The following is a 19,282-nucleotide window of genomic DNA, read 5'->3' on the forward strand; positions in this document are numbered from 1 at the left end:
TTGTTTATCTATTATGCTGGTTTAACCAGAAAAAACCATTAATGCTTGAAATAGTGCCGAAGCCTGTGGGGAAACCTGCTTTAACATGCGTTTACGGTCCTCATCCCCTAATGTATCCATAGCCTGCAGGACCTCATGCAATTCGTTATGCAGATGCTTCATTTCATTTCGTATATGATTCACTTGCTTTTCTAGTACTGAATGATCGACATGCTCGGATTTCAAAAGAATCATTCGGTCTTTAATTTCATTCAACGTCATATTCATGTGCTGACACTGTTCGATCAGCTTCAAGTCTGCTAATGCTTCTTCATGATAATACCGGTAATTATTGTTCGACCGGTTGCATTTTAATAAACCCATTTTCGTATAATAATCAATCGTCCGCTTGGACACTTCACTTAGCTTCGATAGCTCGCCTATTCGATACAACTTCCCAAGTTATCACCTCTAGAGTAGTATACTTTATTTCTCCTAAACCGTACAGTTAAACGTTACGGTTTAGGGACGGACCTCAAAAAAAGTCTGTTTTCGTATTAAAGATGCTTAATACAAGGTTTCCAATGAAAATTGGCGTCAAATCGAGGTCCGTCCCTCTATTTTGCATCGAAATGGCTTTTCATACGTATGAAGGGGAATAAGTGAAGGAAACCCGCTACTACTGTCATTAATAGTCCGACTAATAGTAATAACCAAAATAAAATATTCGCTCCCGCAGTAGGTGATGAGGAGATGATGAAACTTATTACAAGGTCAATCACGCCAAGGAGGGCAATTGAAATCCGGAAAATTGTTTGTTTTAATAACCGAAATGCGATCAGAACTGAAAGATAACTGGCACTGATAAACATCACCCCGGGATAAAATGGTGAAAACTTGGCAGCATATACAAAGAAATCAAGTGCTACTATATCATTTGAACTTTGAACACTGCCATGAATCATCTCACTGAACGGAGCAGAATACCTCCATTCCCAAGAGTTATCCAACAAAGTACTCCCTTCATACCAAGAGACCAAAGACGCAAATCCAAAGATAATCAACCCGATGCCTATTTGTGACCAATACCTAATCGACATAACTTTCTCCTTTCCTTTGAGGGACGGACCTCAAAATATGTCTGATCGATGATAAAAAACGTTTAATATTATGGGTTCCCCCTTATGTAACAGAATGATCAAAGTGAACGCTTGCAAGATCCTAAGCTATGATAAGTACTCAAAAAGTCACTCAAACTGATAAACTTAAAATAGCGAACTAGAAAATGGATAGTAAAAATTTTCTTCTTCAAATCGCCTTTCAAGGAATTAAATTCAATCTTGTTTCACCCTCCAGTAATTTTCCATTAGTACCATAAACCTTCACTTTCGGCCACTTCGTATTCCAATCCTTTTCCAGCATCCTTTTTTCATAAATAGAGGCCAATGCTTCTTTACCTGTAAAAGGTGGTGTCGGCTTTATTTGGAGGGAAAGTAAATCTTGTATCCCCCAGGGTGCTGCTAAAATAAGGTCATTATTCTCGTTCAGCGTCAATGCAATGGAAGTAGCAGTTTCAGGGAATCGAGATACAGCATCAATCGTGGAGCTATAGGGTGCTTCTCCATTTTTGATATGCATCCTGGCCTGGTTTTTCACAGACCACGGTTCGGCAGGAGCTTTTTCCTTTAATTTGGATTCCAAATACTTTTCGAATTGCTCCTCTGTATTCGAAGCATCAAAATATACTACATCAATATCCGGCAAGGCTGTTTTCTTTGAATACCCATGCAGTGTATCCCACACTTTCGTCCTTACAAATCCTGCACAGATCCACCAGTCGGGCAGATGAATGGTTTGAACGGTTTCTAAGATGCCCATCATCGATGAATCATTTTTAACTAAATCCAAAATGTCCTGTTCAGATTTGATCACGGTCTTCCCCCCTTGTTCCTTTGTAGACCATTGAAGAATTTCCCCTGAATGAATTCTCGGGTATGACTTGAACGGTTTTAACTTATTTTACCATGAAAAGCGGGCTCAAAAGGATTCTTTTGGATTTGCTATTCAGTTCATTCAACCAGTGGGTAATGGAGGTCAAAATAAAAATGCCAGGAAGTTTTCCTGACATTTCTTATCGTATCATTGCCCCCCGGTAAACCAACTGCTCGCTTTCACTCGTTCTTCTTCTTGAAGTTGTCTTTCGTTATGATTTCCTGCATCAAATGTATTTTGTGAAAATTTACGTCTTAGAAGGCCACTTATTATACCGAATACAACGGCAATGCCAATAATCCACCATAGCATACGCTTCACTCCTACCCTTGAAAAATCCCTTTCTATATATACGGATGAAAGCAGGAGTAAGTTTCATCTTTTTCAAAAATCAGGCGCTATTCCAAGTAATGAAATTCAGGTTGTGGGTGCGACAAGAAATCGTGATGAGAGATGGTCCAGCCATACGCTCCTGCCTTGGAGAAAACCACTAAGTCTCCTACTCTTAACCTTTCTATATAACTCTTCCGGATAAGCAAGTCATTGGGGGTGCATAATTCTCCTGCTACTGTAACGAATTCTTTCCTTAACTCTGGTCTCGGCAGTGGCTCGTCGTACCATTTGTTCACTGGATAAATCGTATGGGGATGACTCATTTTCCAGGCTGCAGGCAGCCGTAAATGATGAGTACCTCCTCTTATCAATGCAAAATGCTCACCATGATTTCTCTTAATGTCCATCACTTCCGCCACATAGAATCCGCAATCAGCTACCACATACCGGCCAAGTTCCAATATCAGCTGGATTCCCTCATGAGTAAATAAAGCTTTCATTTGCTGCAAACCATTCGAGAAGGTTTCCCAATCAAATGGCTCTTCTGGATGTTCATAGTTTATACCGATGCCTCCACCTGCGTTCAATATAGTGGCAGAAGGTAATGTAAAGACAGCCTTCCACTCCACTATCTTTTCCCGGCAGGAATGTATGAATTCCAGGTGATCAAGGGCATCCAGATTATTACTCATCGCATGAAAGTGAAAGCCTTTTACTTCGAGGTAAGGATAGTCTGACAGATCATTTAATAGAGTAGGGATCCTTTCTTCTTCTATTCCGAATTGAGTCGGAACACCAGTCATTTTATGAGAGCTCCTGGCCACCTGATAGGTACTGTTCACACGAATGAGGACAGGGAGCTTCACCCCTGTAACGGATCCTAAGCGGTTCAATCGATGCAAGTCCCGTTCGCTTTCTATATTCATCGCGTGGAGATTTCCCTTGGAGAGATACTCCATTTCCCTGTCTTTTTTTGCCGGTGCTCCAAAGATAATGGGCTTATCAGTGAGATTCAGGACCTTGTTGAGTTCCCCTTCTGAAGCTGTGTCGAATCCATCAATATACTCTTCTAAAGCATGGATGATCTTCATGTCGGGATTTGCTTTGACCGCATAAAATAAGGAACAGTAAGAAGGCAATGACTCCCTCAGATAATGAACATGTTTTTTTAATTTATAAATGTCATAGATATAGGCACATATGGGATCCTCTCTTCTATTGTTAAGAAGTAACGGGAGATATGCGCTGACGTTATTAGAAATCATAGATTACTCCTTCCATAAACTTCGATTACTGCGGACAAAGATGATGGTAAACAGGACGGTTCCGATTCCCATTGAAAGGCCGGCCGTGTAAGCATCAAATGAACTGGCGATAAACCCGATCAGGATGGCCCCGAGGGGAATGTAGCCCCTGTCCATAAGGGCAATGCTCAATACCCTGCCCCGAAACTCATCTGCCACCTTCACCTGGATGAGGATTCTGCTTAATGTTCTGTAATATTGACTTGCGAATCCCACTAAGAACATAAAGCCCAGAGCTATATAATAATAACGACTCATCACGGTAAATAAGATTAAGGTTGTTCCGAAGGCAAGTGAGGACAAAATCAGCCAACGTCCCCCCATCCTCGGCTGTCGGAATGTCAGGTACCCGGTAGCGGCGATCGCACCTGCAGAAGAAATGGAAAGTAACAATCCAAATCCCGCCGGACCGAGACCCATCAGCTCTTTCGAAATAATGGGAAGCATTGTCGTATAGGGAAATCCAAAAATCATCGGAGCTACAGCAGCTAACATGATTCCGGATATCCCGGGTTCTCCTTTTATGTAATGAAAGGTTTCACTCAATGATTTCTTCCCTTTCGTTTCTGTCACTCCTTTCAGCCGTTGAGGGGTGGAAATGGTCATCAATGATAAAATGACCAAGAGAGTCCCGAACGAGACTCCGATCATGACATCCCCAGCTGTGAAATGCCCAAGGAGTACACCTGCAAACGCCGGACCAAGCATTCTTGCTACGTTGATACACGTCGTTTGTAGGGTTATGGCACTTCCCAGCATTTCAATAGGAACAATATCTGATAACATGGCATTACGAATGGGCACTTCGTAACTCATAAAAATGGATCGAATCGTTATGGCGAAAAGTAGTAAGTAAAACGATGCTTGCAGTCCAATTATAACCGCAATGGAAATGGTAGATAAAAAGATTCCACTATACAGGATGAGAAGTGCGTTTCGTCGATTATATTTGTCTGCTGCCACACCTGCAGATACGGAAAAAAGGAAAACCGGCAGCAGTCTGCATGCATTCACAATCCCCAACGCCACTGCTGAATGAGTCCACTCATACACAATCCAGTTGAGAATGGTTAGATCCATCCAATCTGTGGACCGTACAAAGAAGCTCCCATACAAGAAGCGGCGGAAAGGTCGTGATTTCAATGCGATATGCTGCTGAACAGGAAAAGAATTCACTTTCAGCTCTCTTCTCTTCCTAACGGATTGGTAACTTGACTGTATAGATATCCTTCTGAAGAGCTCATTCTCATCCTTGTTAACGCTTTATGCTTTACTTCTCTCTGATAAAAAAATGCTCTGTCTTCTTCAACATTCCAGGGAACCGTCAAGGAAAGTGAAGTAAATGTATCTTCACAAGTCATTTTTACCAATGCCCAGAACTCACCTTCATAGACACCTGAAGCTTCTACAAGAAGACGGATGACCTCCCCAAAATGACTTTGGAAAATCGTGTAGTGGGCTTTTGAGTACATTTCTTCTATATTGTCAGTCATCGTGATACTGCCTGGATGAAAGTCCGGGAAAAGATTTTGAGCAACTAATCTCTTTTTGAAGATCCTCGCTCCTCCCCAATCCCGGAAGTAAAAGCGCACAGGTTTACCGTTTTTGAAAACTGGGAGACTATTCTGCAAATGTCCTTCCAACGCAACTCCATATTTTGTCAAGAAGGTGAGGAAACCTGGAATAGTCACAGATAAATACTCTTTAAAAAATGACTGTGCTCCTCTTTCTTTAGATATTTTCTGATGCTCGCAATATTCATCCAGAAGTTCAGCAAGAATGGTGCGATTGGAAAAAGGTGAGATGGCGTATAAACTGCTGCCAGTGATCATTACTTCCTGTTCATCCAGATCCTCTTCCCGATTTTCTCTTATGACGACAGTCAGGTTTCTCCTTTGATCATCCCTTTCTGATTTAAATGTGTACCCGGCTATTTCGTTAAGTGGAAGAAAAGGAGTTAACTCTGTTTCTTCCTTTAAAATATCCCTCACCATTTCCGTGAAAATGGTACTGTTTAAGGCAGTTTGACTTGAGATCGATCTTACAGTGGAAGTCATCTGACTATTGACGGCCAGTTTAACAAACCGACTGTTGTTATTCTGAGGCAGAACTGTGCGAAATGATGAAGAAGCCTCACATACGATAGATAGAGTTTCAATCGGGATGATAATCCCCCTATTAATTTCTGATTGATAAAGTGGATATAAAGCATGTTTATACTGCCATTCGTGAATAGGCAGAAGCTTATAATTATCTAGATTGAGTTTATTTTTCGTCATAAAATCATGGTAGGATGGCATAATCTCTGAAAACGTTTCTTCTATTGTATTCGGCTCAGCTTCAGTCATTTCAACCCATTCCTTTTTAACCGCTACAAAGCAAATCTTAAATGTTTGATGAAATTCAGGTGAATAGGTGGCTACATCCTCAGGGGACATGCCCGTTTTGGTTTTTGAACCTGGATGTAAATGATGCCCTTCTAAACTAAGCTGCTCAAAGAATGAAAGCTGGCTCCATAGGGGTTCATCCTGCTTCTTCCTTTTAACATACTCCAGGGAAGACGGACAACGGTTCTCACCCATTTCTTTCTTCAGGCTCTCTATCCAGTGGGCATGCTTGGCATATCCGAGGGATTGATTAGCCGTTCCATTATCAAGTTCATGGATAAGTTTATACCCCTCATCTGAAATTTCTAAAAGAGAAATCAGCTCACTGGCCGTCCTTACTTTCCCATGGGACTCTTTTGAAATCCATAGTACTTCTCCCTCTAGAGTGACTCTTCGAAAGGCGAGTTCATCCTTAATAGGGAACAGAATCATATAGTCTTCAAAAGACTTCATTCTATAAGAAAGATCCTCCCTTAGCTCAACGGTTTGAAGCTGATGCAAAAACGGCTCCCACTTTTTATACACTTTCAAAAGGCTTGTTACATAAACCGAACCTATTTTCTTCAATTGAACAGAATCAGAGTAAAGTGAGTTCACGTCTTCCCTTAATAAAGAGGATGCAAGCTTGTTAAGAATCGTTTGTCGTCCTTTATCCAGATGCTCTATATAGTGGGCTACCAAATGAGGTTGATTTTCTTTCAGGTATTTCAGGCATTGAGTTTCTTCGTCCAGAAACCGCCTTTCAGCTAATGGATGATTTTTATTAAGGTTCAATGATATTCTCCTTTCCTCCTTGAATTAATGGATTAGGAGCCGAAACATACATATTTTCTGTGATGGCATCGGATAATCTCATTTTTATCAGTGACTTTAAATACGTTCTTGTACTAAATAATTCCTGTTCAAAATGATCTGCATGTTCCTTGTGAAGCATTCGGGTTTTTAAATCCTCCAAGGTGAATTGAATTACATCAGAAACCTGTCGCCACTGAAGAGCTTCAGAAATCTTTAGTTCTCTTGCTATTCTCACGATGATTTCTCCCAAATGATTATGAATGACGGCGTGTGAAAACATTTTATATAAATCTACTGGTTCGGAGGTGAGTAAATTCGTTTCGTTGCTGATTTTCCCTTTTTCGATAAACGTACGGCAACGCTCTTCTAAAATGCGAATCCCCCCGTTGTCTCTTATCGATAGTTTGCTCGGAAGCCCATTTTCGAAAATAATGAGTGCATTTTGAAGATGTGCTTCCAGACTGATTCCATACTTAACGATCAAGTTAATGAGACCGGGAATCAGAGTGCTTGCGTATTCTTGAATAAAATCAGCAGCAGCACTTTCTTTAGAAATTCCTTTCCTCATTGACCATTCTTCAATAAGTTCCACAATCAACACCTTCCCAGTAACCGGCGATGTGTTGATGAGCGCTGCTCCCGGAACAGCAAATTCCTCGTTCGTCAGGTTCTTTTCTGGATTTTCCCTGATTAGAGCAGACAAGTTCTTTTCTAAATTTAGCGACGCTTCCTTACGATTGGATTGGTAATGCCCACCACTACTTTCAGATAGAAAGTTAATTCTATTATTTATCTCTAAGTCATGTTTGGAGATAGTATTCAACAGGTCTGAAATAACAGGACCATTCCAGACGGATGTGGGTGAAACGATTCTTTTCGCACTCGTCATTTGAACGTTGAGGGCTGTTTTTATATGATGTTGCATTCGATTATTTGGCGCTAATGATCGGAAGGAGATCAATGGCTGATAGGGAATCGTTGTGTCGATCGGGATGAGCAATTTCTGTTTCAATTCTGTTCTGTAATGTTTTTTAACGGTGTGTTCGTATTGCCATGGATGAACGGGAATGATGTCGTATTCCTCAGGTTCCAGGTGAAGTCGGGTTATGTTCTCCTTGAATGCTTCGTCCAGGTAAGGATGATCCTTCAATAACACGGCTGTCATGGACGGTCCATCGGTTATTTTCGAGAATGACGATATGCTCTTATGAATTGCGAGGGGAATGATATCTACCTTATTTCCCCATTCTGGAGCGTACACCATCACTTCATTTTCTGATAAACCAAGCCTTGTCTTTGAACAAGGGTGGAGAGTATGACCTTCGATGACCCATTGTTCTAAAAAAACCAATGGACTGAATGATGCGTTAGAAGATTGTTCTTTTTGTAAATAGCCAAGGGTGCTCTCTGATATATTCCCACCCTGTCTCAACTTGGCAGCGGTTAAAGCTAAAGCATCATTCATGACACTGTTTTCCAGTTCGATTTTAAGCTGATTCAGATTACCGGATTCAGAGGACCGTGCCCCGATCAATTCCTCTATAAACTGAGCAGGAGTATCAATTGGATGGACTGTATTTTCTTTTTCTATAATAATGGGATCTTCAATATCCATTTGTCCAAGTGAATAGGTATGCTGTATGGGAACCTTGATTATTATGTTGTGTGAGGGTCTTATGTATAATGATTTGCCGTCATTTGTTGAATTTTCCCAAGTGTAGTCGAATACCTCTTCTCGAACGATCGCTTGAACAAGTTTATGAAGAATGCGTTTTTGAGATATTGGTAACTTTTCTTGGATGATCTTTCGCATATCGGTCTCCATTATTTGAGATGGCTGATGTGAGGACAGAATGGTCATCTGTGCTCCTCCTTTTTTAGTGAGAATCGTTTTCAATTACAAAGTTTAAATGAAAATGATTCTCATTGTCAATTTAAAATACGGAAATAAGGAAATAGTCCCTTCTCTCGAAATTGTCTCATAAGTAATGACTTCGTAATCGCCCTTCAAGTTATGCTGGTTGGTGGAGGTTTAGAACGTAGGAGGATTTTTATTTAAAATAAAAACGCAACCCTCATTACAAAGGATTGCGTTTCTGTTTATTCAGCTTCTGTTTCTTGCTCTTCCGTTTCTTCTAGCTGGTCAGCATTCCGGACCTCTTCTTCTGTCGATGAGTCAAAGTAACCGTCCTTTTCGTATTGCTTCTTCAGCTCGAAGTATTTGTCCATTGCCCGTTTGGCGATGGTTTTATTTACGTATGGGTCTTTGTTCTGATGTGAATATGGTAACACGACTGAAAAGGCTACTTCCGGGTTGTCGTAGGGGGCATAGCCGATTAGAGTGGTGTTGAATGTTTCGTATTGTCTTTTTTCTTCAGGACTATAATAGAAAGCTTCTGCCGTGCCGGATTTTGCTGCAGCGTTGTATGGTGCATTTCTAAAGTTAGTCGCAGTACCATTACTTCCATGAGTAACTTGATAAAACCCTCTTTGTACCTGCTGTATCTCTCTTTCCGTTGCATCGATCCTGTTTAAAACTTTAGATTGGTGTTCATATAATAGAGGCCCTACTTTACCTCTTTCCTGGCTGGGTTCACGAATTTCCTTCATGATATGCGGCTGCATCCGGTAGCCGCCATTTGCAATGGTTGAAGCGTATTGAACGAGCTGCATAGGTGTGTATAAATCGTACTGTCCAATCGAAAAGTCCATAAGTTTACCTGGTTCAGTTTCGTTCCCTTTTAGCCCCTCTACCTCTCCAGGGAGATCAATTCCCGTGTTGACTCCTAATCCAAACTGGCTGTAATAACTTCTCATAATGTCAAATGCTTTTGGATTCATATCCAATGGTTGATTATGACGATAAGTGGCATCTGCTATTTTGAAAGCTGTTTTAAACATGTATACGTTGGATGAAATTTCGAGAGCACCGATATCACTCAAATACCTTGAACCACTAAACCAAGATTTCTTAACATCAGTTCCTTTTATCTTAATCGGTTCATCATAAAGCACATCCCCTACATTCAAAGCTCCAGTCATATACCCTGTCAACACAGTAGCACCCTTAACAGCAGAGCCCACACCATACTCAGAAGTAAATGTCCCTAAAGCATAATCCTGCATCTCCGTCTTGCCATCAGCGTTTTTGCCATATTTCTTTCCGACCATGGAAAGGATTTCACCTGTGTGTGGATCCATCATGACAACAAAAGCGCGATCCAGGAATGGGGATTCCCAATATTGGGATGCTTGTTTACTCAGCTCTTCTTCAACGATTTTTTCAATTTCCTTTTGAAGCTGGAGGTCGATGGTTAATACGACATCCTTTCCACTGTGACCTTCGCTGACGAGTTGTGTATCAAGGACGCTTCCATTTTTCGTGATGTATTCGATTTCTTCCTTCTGACCTTTTAGGACGTTTTCATACTGTGATTCGAAATAACTAGTTCCAACACGGTCGTTAAGTGCATATCCTTGAGCTTTGAATTCATTGACAAGTTCACTTGGGAGCCCCTGTTGTGAGGTTGAGACTCTTCCTAGAATCGTTCTCAACGTACTGTCATTCACATATTTTCTTTCCCAGTCAGTGGTAACGTTCACTCCTGGCAGTTCTGAAAGGCGTTCACTGACTCTCGCCATTTCCTCCATGGAAACATCCTTGTTTTTGATGATTTGAGGTGTGAGGGCATAGCCGGTATTGAATTCGCGGAATATGGCCAGGACTTCCTCTTCTTGTTTAGTAAAAGATTTGATGTCCTTTTCCGTGATCCTTTCCAGCTGCATTTCATATACCTTTTTATTCACATCATCTTTTGTAAGATCTTCATCATCTTCCAGTTTCTTTAACTCATCCTCTGAAACGAGTTTTTCTGCTTTATCAGGATGACTCAGAAGCCAGAAATCCTGCCGATCCCGATCTGTGATCTTGTCTGGATTCATTTCGATCAAATCTGCGAGCCTTCTTGCTACTTTCAGCATATCCTCGGGCTTTGTCGTTTGTGTTCTGGTATATGTGATTGCGTTTAAAGGTACATTGTTCACGATCACATTCCGATACCGGTCATAGACTTTTCCCCTAGGTGGTGTACCATTATGGGATTTCACATTTTCTGTTCTCGCTACTTCTGCTTCATAATGGTTCCCCTGCACGATTTGCACAATCCCAAGACGAAGAATCAGAAGTGAAAATAGAAAAAAGACCGAAATAAACAGTAGATTCATTCTCAATGGCACATGGGTTTTTTTCTTTTTCTTCTTTTCCTTCAATTGAATGACCCCTTCTCAAGCTGGTATTTTACCAAAATATGATAATGTTCTAGTCCTATTTTATAGAAATCCTGCCTATATTTCTACCTCTTTATGGAACAAATTCCAATTAACATACTTATCTGGGGTATGTTTCATTCCCTTGGGAAAAGTGTTTGGGAATAGCTACTGTTAAAATACAAAAATACTTACAAAAATACGCGAAATATGTCGAAGAAGCCTTATAGACAAAAGGGCTTCTTTTCTTTTAGAATATAGTCGTAGAAAACATGAGAAAAGTGAAACCAAAGCTCTCCTTATTGCGTAGAATTGGTAACTAGATGAATGAGAGGTTGAATGACGGTTATGTTCAATAAATTGATGTGCAGGTTCGGGATTGGTGCGACAAAGATCGATTTGGTATTAAATAAGAAAGAGTTTCGCCCGGGAGACGTGATCAAAGGGGAATATGAACTAACTGGCGGTCGTGTTGAGCAGAAGTTGAAAAGAATCGAAACAGACCTTTTGCAGTATGTTCAGAATCGTGATCGCTCATCTGTCCTTCATCAGAATACCATATTAAGCTCATCAACGATGAAAGCAAACGAACAACGCACCATTCACTTTTCGTGCAGGCTTTCCGACTCATTTCCTCCAAGCAGCGACACAGTCTCTTATAAGTTCGTCACCCGACTTGTCTTTGACGATGGAGTAAACAGTGTCGACCATGATGAGTTTCAAATTTTAGTATAACAATAGTATAGACTTAAGCCCTTCTTATTAAAGAAGGGCTTTTAAGTTTAGTACTTATCCTTAATCCTTACCTAATGTAAACCCGTCAAATAGTCTCCCGCCGTGTGGTTCTAGTACGGAGTCTACTAATCTAACAATTGCTTGTTTATCCCCGATACGATAAAACCGTTCAAAAGCCTCTACATATTCTTCAGCAAAGTCTTGATCATATTCCGTTAGGGATCGAACAATCCATTTTGATGCACCAATCCAGCGGCCGTTTGTCCTGAGTACAAATTCATGGAGTGATTCCCCCAATGCTCCCGCTATAAAAATATCTTCCCCTCTACTTGTTGAGCCGATAAAATCATCCAATGCATCTGTAATGAAATATCTCTTCATATGGATCGTTTGATCAGTCCATTTGGGAGGTCCGTCCCTCAAAAGTTTATTTGCCTCTTCTTTCAGGGTGATGATGATGGGATGATCGACGATGGAAATTCCTTCTGAGACCATTCTTGGCAGGGATGGGCGGGCTCGTTGACAGTCTGATTGGAAATAGTCCCGTATGGATTTTAGGTTATGGACGAAGACTTCGATCGGCCATCCATGTGAGATAGTTGATTCCCGAAATTCTGAGGGAATCGTTTCGTCAATGATGACAATATCTAAATCGGATGTGCTTGTCTCTTCCCCCCTTACAACGCTTCCTCCAAGAAGTGCTGCTTGACAGGTTGGAAAGTTTTCCAGTACAAAATTCGAGGCTGCTTTATTCGCTGGCTGTCTTTCCTCTTGTTTTCTTACATTCATTAACAATGACTCCTTCCGATAAAGTGGTTATGAGTATAGTATACTTAATTTTTTTTGAGAAAGAGGAAATCCAATCCAAATTACCTTGTTTTCTCCACTCCTTCTTTGGGAATAATGAGGTCAAAAGGAGGAATATCTAGTGAAGAAAACAAATGTGATATCAGTCATCTTAGTAAGTAGTCTTTTGTTTGCCGGTTGTGGTGCCTCTGACGACGATCAAGGGGCAGATAAAATGAAAGATGCAAATGAACCTAAATCCGAGACCACATCTGGGGTTGGTACTTCAGAACAAACTGCAGATGAAGACTTAAAGTCAGGTATTAATGTTACTCTTAAAGCCATCGAGGACTTAAATATGACTCTTACGGCTGCTTCAAGTGATGCAAAAAAGGTGAAAGAACAAGGAATGATGGTAGAAGAAAAATGGGATGAAATCGAAAAGATGGTCGAGGAACAGTATCCTGAGGATTATAAGAATATAGAAGAAAGCCTTTATCCTTTAATTGCAGAAGCCCAAAAAGATGACCCAGATAGGGAAGCCTTAAAAGGACTGGTACAGGAAACAAAGGATAAGATGGCGAAATTTCAAGAGAAGCTTGAAACTTCATGAAGATAACGAGGGGTCGAATGAGCATGCTTATTCGACCCCTTATAGTTCTATGGCATATTTCGAATCGTACACATGTCTTAACAAATAGTAAGACCGTTCATTTTAAGACACTCTTCGATAAATTATCTGAGTCTAAAGATTTCTCCCCAAAGATGTCCTATTATACATCGGGGTCAACTCCCTTACAGTGATTCAGTAAATTCTTCTTTTTCTTTTCTCCGACCAATGCTGTACCCGATAACCAAGCCAATGATTAGGATGAAAAGATAATCCGTTTCAAATCCGTTAGTGAAGAACCCTGTGATCCCCCATCCCAGAAGTGCACCGACAATTACCAATAAAAGTGCCTTCATGCGTATCCACCGTCCTTTTTAATAGAATCCAATCATTGTAAGCAATCCCACTCCAAGAACGGTTGTCAAACCACCTGTTACGATTGCAATGAACAATATTCGCTTTTGTTTTGTTTCATACCAAATACTAAACGCAACCATGAGGGTGATGATTATTCCAAAGAACACTGCAGCATACGGGTTGGAGGGTGCTAATAAATCATTCCAATTTAACCAGCTCATCTTGTCAGCTCCTTAATTCCAAATTATGTTTGCCCTTCAATTCGGTCACGGGTAAGAATTGAGACATTTGGCTTGCCTATGAATGGATAAAAAACGAGGGATTGGGTAGAAAAATGTCAGGGCCAATCCTGATTACGATTACCCTTATACATTCTTAGATACCGGAGTGTGGGATGCATCTCTTATGTCCTCTACTCCATGCTTTTCTAATAATGCTAGAATGCGATCCAATTGAACCTGATCTCTAATCACTACAAATTGAGGCTGGAACCATTTATTTTTCACCTTTACCTCTAATTTGTATCCATAATTGATTTTGTCATCGAGGCCGTAAAGTTCGTGCCACTTAATGATCTTTTCTACCTCATATCCTTTCACCCTGTGCCATGGTACGTAATAGCTATTCAATACAAGACCTTCAGATAACAAATAGAAATTCCCGCGGTGTTTAATAGAGCTGATCAGGATAAAAAAGAGATGGACGATACTGATAATCGATTGATGAAGCAAATCAGTCCAGTACACAACGGCTATTAAAGCAGTTAACAGGCCAATGGATCCTGCCGTCCCCCATTTCACCCACCGATAAGATGTTGTTTCCTTCGTTAAAGGCTGCATCACCTGGAATTCGCCTGGAATCACAATACTGTTCAAATCTTCTTGCCTGGTTGGGTATAGGGCATTGCCTGTTTTTTCTGCGGCATATTTTAGGTTTAATCTATACCGTATGAGATACACGATTCCGAGAATGAAGATAAAGATGAAGAATAAATTGACCCACACAATGAAGTCCCCCTTTCAAGTGAACGTGGGAAGAGTTAATATCTTTCCTTTCTTGATTTACGATAATATATAGGAAAAGGTTTCATTTTTTTCCAGTATATCAAAAAGACCATTATTTGGTATTTCATCTTATAATACTTAAATAGTCACCGTCTTTAAATTCTAGTAAAATTTACTATTTGCTTATTTATTGGGGTTTATCGAATGGTGGTAACAACTACCTGTTTTAAAATTAACAGAATTATATTTCAATAGAACTATGAAAACTTTAAAACTTTTATCTATCTTATTGTTATCTGTCACTTTTGTCATTGGTTTTGGTCAATCCTCCAAGGTTTCTGCAGCAGGAACTTACACTGTAAGCTATGGAGACACAATGTGGAAGATTGCCGTAAAACATCAAGTGGGTGTATCTGAGTTAATCTCGGCAAACCCGAATATCAGCAACCCAAATATGATTTATCCAGGACAAAGCCTCATTATTCCAGGAGCAAATCGTACCGCTGAAAGCTATACATACGAGGTGGTGAAGCTAGTAAACCAGGAACGATCAAAAGTCGGTTTACCACCACTGCAGGAAAATTGGGAACTATCACGTGTGGCACGTTATAAGTCAGAAGACATGATTGCGAAGAACTATTTCAGCCATACATCCCCAACTTACGGGTCTCCTTTCCAAATGATGAAGGATTTCGGAATTTCCTATCAAGCAGCAGGTGAAAATATCGCAGCCGGACAAAGAACACCTGCTGAAGTAGTTGAAGCATGGATGAACAGCGAAGGACACAGAAAAAATATCCTTTCTCCGACATATACAGAAATAGGAGTGGGTTATGTGAAGGGTGGATCGTACGGTCATTACTGGACGCAAATGTTTATAAAGAGATAAAAATTGGAGACCCCCATTTTAGATTGGAGGGTCTCTTTTTAATTGTAAACTATTCATACAATTTTTAAGAAAGAAATAAAAAAGAGCCAACCGTAGTCGACTCTTTCTTACTATTAGAAAGTTTGTGCTAAATCCTTTGCTCTTGCAATCGCCTTTGCTTTGATTTCTTCAGCTTTGTTAGGCATTGCTGCGTGACCTTCGACGAATAAGCCTTCAAAAGAAGGAACTCCGTAGAACTGCATCATCACGTCAAGATAGCGATGCCCCATTTCCATTGCTGCAGCTGGGCCTTCAGAGTAAATACCTCCGCGAGCTTGAATATGAAGGGCTTTTTTATCGGTCAGAAGTCCAACAGGTCCCTGTTCTGTATATTTGAATGCTTTCCCTGCAACAGATACAGAGTCAATATATGCCTTCATTACTGGAGGGAAGGAGAAGTTCCAGAATGGAGTGACAAAGATATATTTATCAGCTTCAACAAATTGATCTGATAATTCACCAAGTCTGCCTACTTTTGCTTGCTCTTCTTGTGAAAGCTCTTCAAATCCTTGCCCGGATTGTAATTTTCCCCAACCGCTGAATACGTCAGCGTCAATTTGTGGAATGTTTTCTTTGTATAAATCCACGTTCACAATTTCATGCGTTGGATTTGCTTCTTTATAAGTGTCAATAAATGCTTTTCCTACTGCCATGCTATAGGATTGTGTATCATCATGCGGATGTGCTGTAATGTATAAAACCTTTGTCATGTTGAATCGTCCCTTTCTGATTGTGAATTTCTTCATCCAGTTCAATAAAACCAACTTGATTACCTCGAACTGAAATAGTTTTAATTCGAGATTAATATTATAGGATATTTTCTTTAATATCAACTATAAAGCTTCAACGTAAAAAAAAATAAGGAATTAGTCATGGTATATAGACTAATTCCTCCTAATTATCCTGTATATGGATTTGGGTACGTCCTTTGTAGAAAGCTCACTGATTGGTTAATCAATTGTTTCAAAACACCTTGATCGATGTCTGCTACTTTGTTTATGTACACGCAAGCTTTACCTGTTGTATGTTTACCAAATGAATTCAATATTTTTTCCCGCTCTTGATCCCCAGGGGCGAAATAAAGACTTATTTTCGCTTTTCTTGGTGAAAATCCAACTAACGGAGCATCCCCTTCATGCCCGGTTTTATATTTATAATGATAAGAACCGAATCCGATAATGCTTGGTCCCCACATTTTCGCTTCAAACCCCGTCGTCTCTGTGAAAATATCCAGCAGTTTATAGGCATCCTCACGCTTCTTAGGGTTTTCTACGGCTTCAATAAATTCAATCACACTGCTATCATTTTGCTTAGTTTTTAATTCATACATTCGACTGCCCCTTTCTGATCCTCATATTTTATTCTACCCACATATTTCTTTATTTTCCAGCTCGATTCCTCAATACTGCGTTAAGTTAGGAATTTATCTTGTTGAGAGAAGGTTAATGGAAAAGGATTTTCAACGGATGTTATTTTATTTTATCGGTTGGAAAATACCAAATAATTGAAACCATTCCACTATAAAAATCGTATATATACTATCTACATAAAGAGAGGATGAACGTGCATGGCAATCCTCATTGGGATTCAACTTATTGTTATAGTCCTCTTTTCATTATTAGGATGGGCGATCCGTGTTAAAAAAAATTATGGGCTGATTTCGGGGTTTGTGACGCGAAGTAAGACAGAACAAGCAGAGTTGATTAAAAATGGTTATCCCCAAAAGACCGGGTCTTTATTGATTTATACAGCTGTCGGAATGCTTATCCTTCTACCCCTTGCTTTCACCTCTTTTTCATTTGTTACAGAACTTCAATTTGGCTTTATGCTTGTCTTTTTAATGGGTGGTTTTATATACCTATCCAAATATGAGGTCTCAAGCAAAAGGAAAAGAAGTTACTGGATTAGTTCTACTTTGTTTGTGGTTATTGTAGGGTTTGTGAGTGTTCTCACTTATCTCGGATATGAAAAATACGAATTGATCGTTAAGGATGAGTCATTTGAGGTCACCGGTTTGTATGGAGAAGTGTGGAAGTTTGAAAATGTTGACAAGGTTGAGTTAATGGAAGATATGCCTGAAGTCACCTGGAAAATCAACGGATTCGGTCTTTCCACGATGGCTAAAGGAGAATTCAAAGTGAAAGGTTACGGAAAAAGTTTGTTGTTTTTACACAAGGAAGCTCCTTATGTATATATCCGGGTGAATGATCAACATCTCTTTTTGAATGGTGGAAATCCTGGGGAAACCAAGGAGTGGTACGATGAGTTGAGTAAAAGCATTGACTAGGTATCGGGACATTAAATCTTGCCCGGCAACCAAATTCATTGACAACCCTCCACCAATCGATTATGATAGTCTCATAATTTAATATTCTCCTAAAGGGGAGTAGCTGTAACAATAAAGTCGTCATTACAGAGTATATGACTCTCGGCTTTATTGACAACCATGTTGTTAGCGAGACCTTTACCAGTTGGTGAAGGTATATATATGTCTAAAAGAGACCTTTACCATTTCGGTAAAGGTCTTTTTATTTATCACTTCAATTTGAAAGGAAGTAATGGACAATGAAAAAATTGAAAAATAACCTATCTCTATTAATCGAACAAAATAAAACGGAAATTCTGAATGATAAAAATGAGATGAACAAAATCGAAGAAAAAATAGATCAAAAACATACCTCAATAGAAAAGGAGAATTCATAATGATACTACGTAAATATATGTCGTTACTGGGTATAGGCTCTGCAAAAATCGATCTTGTTTTACCGAAAACCTCTTTTAAGCAAGGAGAACTCCTGCATGGATACTTCTTTCTGGAAGGAGGAATCATCGAACAAAAGCTGAGGCGGGTCGAATGCGATTTGGTCATGCTTGATAAAAACGGAAAAGAAGAAAAAATCATTGATTCTACGACTGTTTTAAAATCAGATATTATTCAAGCTGAGGAGTGTAACAAACTCTCCTTTACGTATCGAATTCCAGAAACTCTCCCCTACTCTGAGGAAAACGGGATCCGCTACCTCTTCAAGACAAAACTGACATTCGATCAGGGTGTGGAAAGTTTGGATGAAGATTATATCACAATTGAACAGTGAAGAAGGCTCCTTATGTTGAGCCTCCTTCCAGTATGTATTATTTATCTTTCATTTCCTCGAGAAGTTCAATCATTCTTTCATTCTGCTCAATCATGGTTTGATTTTGCCTTCTGAATTTCGTGAAATCATATGAAAAGATTAATAGAAATATGACCAAAATGATAAGCACTCGATTGCCTCCTATTTCTTTTGTTTATAATAAACAATCTCCGGGTCCCCAGGGTCCAGGTTTTCAATCATTCCACTTTGTGAATAACCGTTTACTTGAAATGTTTTTTGCATTTGTCTGTTTGATCGGTTAGTAGACGAGAAAATTTTATTTGTATTCGAAATTTCTTCAACATGTTTCAATAGTAAGGAGGCATTACCCTTCCTTCTTTCATCCGGTGAAACAATGATGAGAGATACGAAAGTGTTATCGAAAAAGTGGGTGTTAAATAGAAGAAACCCGGCAGCAGCCTCCCCCTCTTTAACAACTAAACATCTCTTTTCCAGTATTGCCTCCTGGATTTGCTTATGTCTGCTTTCGTTTCCGATCACTTGACTATCAATTTGTATAAGAGAAGCCAAATCGTCTATATGCGCATATCCCACGTTTCTCATGACGCTCCTACTTTCTTTTCATTAAGAATAAGGAAATGAATACGATGATCAGCATTAGTACAACCATTCCTATGATTAGTATTCCGGCATTTCCTATTGAAAAATAAC

23 protein-coding genes are annotated in these 19,282 nt (G+C 39.7%); 6 read left to right on the top strand and 17 right to left on the bottom strand.

What is annotated here, in order from left to right; all coding sequences use genetic code 11:
* Nucleotides 1-21: 21 nt before the first annotated feature.
* The 9 genes from TV75_RS02385 to TV75_RS02420 all read right to left on the bottom strand — a co-directional run bounded on the left by TV75_RS02385 (nucleotide 22) and on the right by TV75_RS02420 (nucleotide 11,014).
* Nucleotides 22-432 carry a MerR family transcriptional regulator gene (locus TV75_RS02385; RefSeq protein WP_044337035.1) on the bottom strand — a complete coding sequence of 137 codons (411 nt, stop codon included), beginning with the start codon at nucleotides 430-432 and terminating at the stop codon, nucleotides 22-24.
* Nucleotides 433-596: 164 nt separating this feature from the next.
* Nucleotides 597-1,079 carry a YjdJ family protein gene (locus tag TV75_RS02390; protein WP_044337036.1) on the bottom strand — a complete coding sequence of 161 codons (483 nt, stop codon included), beginning with the start codon at nucleotides 1,077-1,079 and terminating at the stop codon, nucleotides 597-599.
* A gap of 220 nt (nucleotides 1,080-1,299) precedes the next feature.
* Nucleotides 1,300-1,911, bottom strand: a complete 612-nt coding sequence (locus TV75_RS02395) for a nucleotidyltransferase family protein (protein WP_253275458.1) — start codon at nucleotides 1,909-1,911, stop codon at nucleotides 1,300-1,302.
* A gap of 207 nt (nucleotides 1,912-2,118) precedes the next feature.
* Complete coding sequence (locus TV75_RS21735) at nucleotides 2,119-2,283, bottom strand: hypothetical protein (RefSeq protein WP_156142303.1); 165 nt, start codon at nucleotides 2,281-2,283, stop codon at nucleotides 2,119-2,121.
* Between the two features lie 86 nt (nucleotides 2,284-2,369).
* The gene (locus TV75_RS02400; protein ID WP_044337037.1) at nucleotides 2,370-3,569 is read right to left on the bottom strand and encodes a type III PLP-dependent enzyme; all 1,200 of its coding nucleotides are present in this window, start codon (nucleotides 3,567-3,569) and stop codon (nucleotides 2,370-2,372) included.
* Between the two features lie 3 nt (nucleotides 3,570-3,572).
* Nucleotides 3,573-4,784: an MFS transporter gene (locus TV75_RS02405; protein WP_253275459.1), complete on the bottom strand. Its 1,212-nt coding sequence runs from the start codon at nucleotides 4,782-4,784 to the stop codon at nucleotides 3,573-3,575.
* Between the two features lie 2 nt (nucleotides 4,785-4,786).
* Nucleotides 4,787-6,769 carry an IucA/IucC family protein gene (locus TV75_RS02410; protein WP_052504398.1) on the bottom strand — a complete coding sequence of 661 codons (1,983 nt, stop codon included), beginning with the start codon at nucleotides 6,767-6,769 and terminating at the stop codon, nucleotides 4,787-4,789.
* Entirely contained in the window at nucleotides 6,759-8,651 is a 1,893-nt protein-coding gene (locus TV75_RS02415; RefSeq protein WP_044337040.1) for an IucA/IucC family protein, read from the bottom strand. Before TV75_RS02415 ends, TV75_RS02410 begins: the two co-directional genes overlap by 11 nt.
* Before the next feature lie 239 nt (nucleotides 8,652-8,890).
* Complete coding sequence (locus TV75_RS02420) at nucleotides 8,891-11,014, bottom strand: peptidoglycan D,D-transpeptidase FtsI family protein (protein WP_044337971.1); 2,124 nt, start codon at nucleotides 11,012-11,014, stop codon at nucleotides 8,891-8,893.
* A gap of 390 nt (nucleotides 11,015-11,404) precedes the next feature.
* On the opposite strand from TV75_RS02420, the gene TV75_RS02425 reads away from it, so the two are divergent.
* Nucleotides 11,405-11,791 (top strand): sporulation protein, encoded by a 387-nt coding sequence (locus TV75_RS02425; protein ID WP_172655604.1) that lies wholly within the window; start codon nucleotides 11,405-11,407, stop codon nucleotides 11,789-11,791.
* A 60-nt stretch (nucleotides 11,792-11,851) separates the two neighbouring features.
* Here TV75_RS02425 and TV75_RS02430 read toward each other — a convergent pair whose 3' ends face one another.
* The gene (locus TV75_RS02430; protein ID WP_082051116.1) at nucleotides 11,852-12,580 is read right to left on the bottom strand and encodes a nucleotidyltransferase domain-containing protein; all 729 of its coding nucleotides are present in this window, start codon (nucleotides 12,578-12,580) and stop codon (nucleotides 11,852-11,854) included.
* 139 nt (nucleotides 12,581-12,719) lie between these two features.
* Here TV75_RS02430 and TV75_RS02435 point away from each other — a divergent pair, with 139 nt between their 5' ends.
* Complete coding sequence (locus TV75_RS02435) at nucleotides 12,720-13,190, top strand: hypothetical protein (protein WP_044337042.1); 471 nt, start codon at nucleotides 12,720-12,722, stop codon at nucleotides 13,188-13,190.
* A gap of 182 nt (nucleotides 13,191-13,372) precedes the next feature.
* On the opposite strand, the gene TV75_RS21740 is transcribed toward TV75_RS02435, so the two are convergent.
* The 3 genes from TV75_RS21740 to TV75_RS02445 all read right to left on the bottom strand — a co-directional run bounded on the left by TV75_RS21740 (nucleotide 13,373) and on the right by TV75_RS02445 (nucleotide 14,548).
* Nucleotides 13,373-13,543 (bottom strand): tRNA U-34 5-methylaminomethyl-2-thiouridine biosynthesis protein, encoded by a 171-nt coding sequence (locus TV75_RS21740; RefSeq protein ID WP_156142304.1) that lies wholly within the window; start codon nucleotides 13,541-13,543, stop codon nucleotides 13,373-13,375.
* An 18-nt stretch (nucleotides 13,544-13,561) separates the two neighbouring features.
* Nucleotides 13,562-13,765, bottom strand: a complete 204-nt coding sequence (locus TV75_RS02440; RefSeq protein ID WP_044337043.1) for a hypothetical protein — start codon at nucleotides 13,763-13,765, stop codon at nucleotides 13,562-13,564.
* Nucleotides 13,766-13,909: 144 nt separating this feature from the next.
* Entirely contained in the window at nucleotides 13,910-14,548 is a 639-nt protein-coding gene (locus tag TV75_RS02445; protein WP_044337044.1) for a hypothetical protein, read from the bottom strand.
* A 259-nt stretch (nucleotides 14,549-14,807) separates the two neighbouring features.
* Here TV75_RS02445 and safA point away from each other — a divergent pair, with 259 nt between their 5' ends.
* On the top strand, nucleotides 14,808-15,437 hold the full coding sequence (gene safA, locus TV75_RS02450; protein ID WP_082051117.1) for a SafA/ExsA family spore coat assembly protein: 630 nt from the start codon (nucleotides 14,808-14,810) through the stop codon (nucleotides 15,435-15,437).
* A 113-nt stretch (nucleotides 15,438-15,550) separates the two neighbouring features.
* Here safA and TV75_RS02455 read toward each other — a convergent pair whose 3' ends face one another.
* A complete protein-coding gene (locus TV75_RS02455; protein ID WP_044337973.1) occupies nucleotides 15,551-16,186 on the bottom strand; it encodes an FMN-dependent NADH-azoreductase in 636 nt (211 codons plus the stop codon).
* 188 nt (nucleotides 16,187-16,374) lie between these two features.
* Entirely contained in the window at nucleotides 16,375-16,806 is a 432-nt protein-coding gene (locus tag TV75_RS02460; protein WP_044337046.1) for a DUF1801 domain-containing protein, read from the bottom strand.
* Nucleotides 16,807-17,043: 237 nt separating this feature from the next.
* Between TV75_RS02460 and TV75_RS02465 the strand changes: the two genes are divergently transcribed.
* The 3 genes from TV75_RS02465 to TV75_RS02470 all read left to right on the top strand — a co-directional run bounded on the left by TV75_RS02465 (nucleotide 17,044) and on the right by TV75_RS02470 (nucleotide 18,571).
* The gene (locus TV75_RS02465) at nucleotides 17,044-17,763 is read left to right on the top strand and encodes a DUF3784 domain-containing protein (protein WP_044337047.1); all 720 of its coding nucleotides are present in this window, start codon (nucleotides 17,044-17,046) and stop codon (nucleotides 17,761-17,763) included.
* A gap of 278 nt (nucleotides 17,764-18,041) precedes the next feature.
* On the top strand, nucleotides 18,042-18,179 hold the full coding sequence (locus TV75_RS21355; protein ID WP_082051118.1) for an FbpB family small basic protein: 138 nt from the start codon (nucleotides 18,042-18,044) through the stop codon (nucleotides 18,177-18,179).
* Nucleotides 18,179-18,571 carry a sporulation protein gene (locus tag TV75_RS02470; protein WP_044337048.1) on the top strand — a complete coding sequence of 131 codons (393 nt, stop codon included), beginning with the start codon at nucleotides 18,179-18,181 and terminating at the stop codon, nucleotides 18,569-18,571. Before TV75_RS21355 ends, TV75_RS02470 begins: the two co-directional genes overlap by 1 nt.
* A 37-nt stretch (nucleotides 18,572-18,608) precedes the next feature.
* Here the strand turns inward: TV75_RS02470 and TV75_RS22475 are convergent, their stop codons facing one another.
* Together TV75_RS22475 and TV75_RS02475 are read right to left on the bottom strand one after the other, a co-directional pair.
* Nucleotides 18,609-18,740, bottom strand: coding sequence for a hypothetical protein (locus tag TV75_RS22475; protein ID WP_301280409.1), 132 nt, complete (start codon nucleotides 18,738-18,740; stop codon nucleotides 18,609-18,611).
* An 11-nt stretch (nucleotides 18,741-18,751) separates the two neighbouring features.
* Nucleotides 18,752-19,174, bottom strand: coding sequence for a GNAT family N-acetyltransferase (locus tag TV75_RS02475; RefSeq protein ID WP_044337049.1), 423 nt, complete (start codon nucleotides 19,172-19,174; stop codon nucleotides 18,752-18,754).
* Nucleotides 19,175-19,282 lie beyond the last annotated feature (108 nt).

Source organism: Rossellomorea aquimaris, from assembly GCF_000935355.1.
Lineage (GTDB): Bacteria > Bacillota > Bacilli > Bacillales > Bacillaceae_B > Rossellomorea > Rossellomorea aquimaris_B.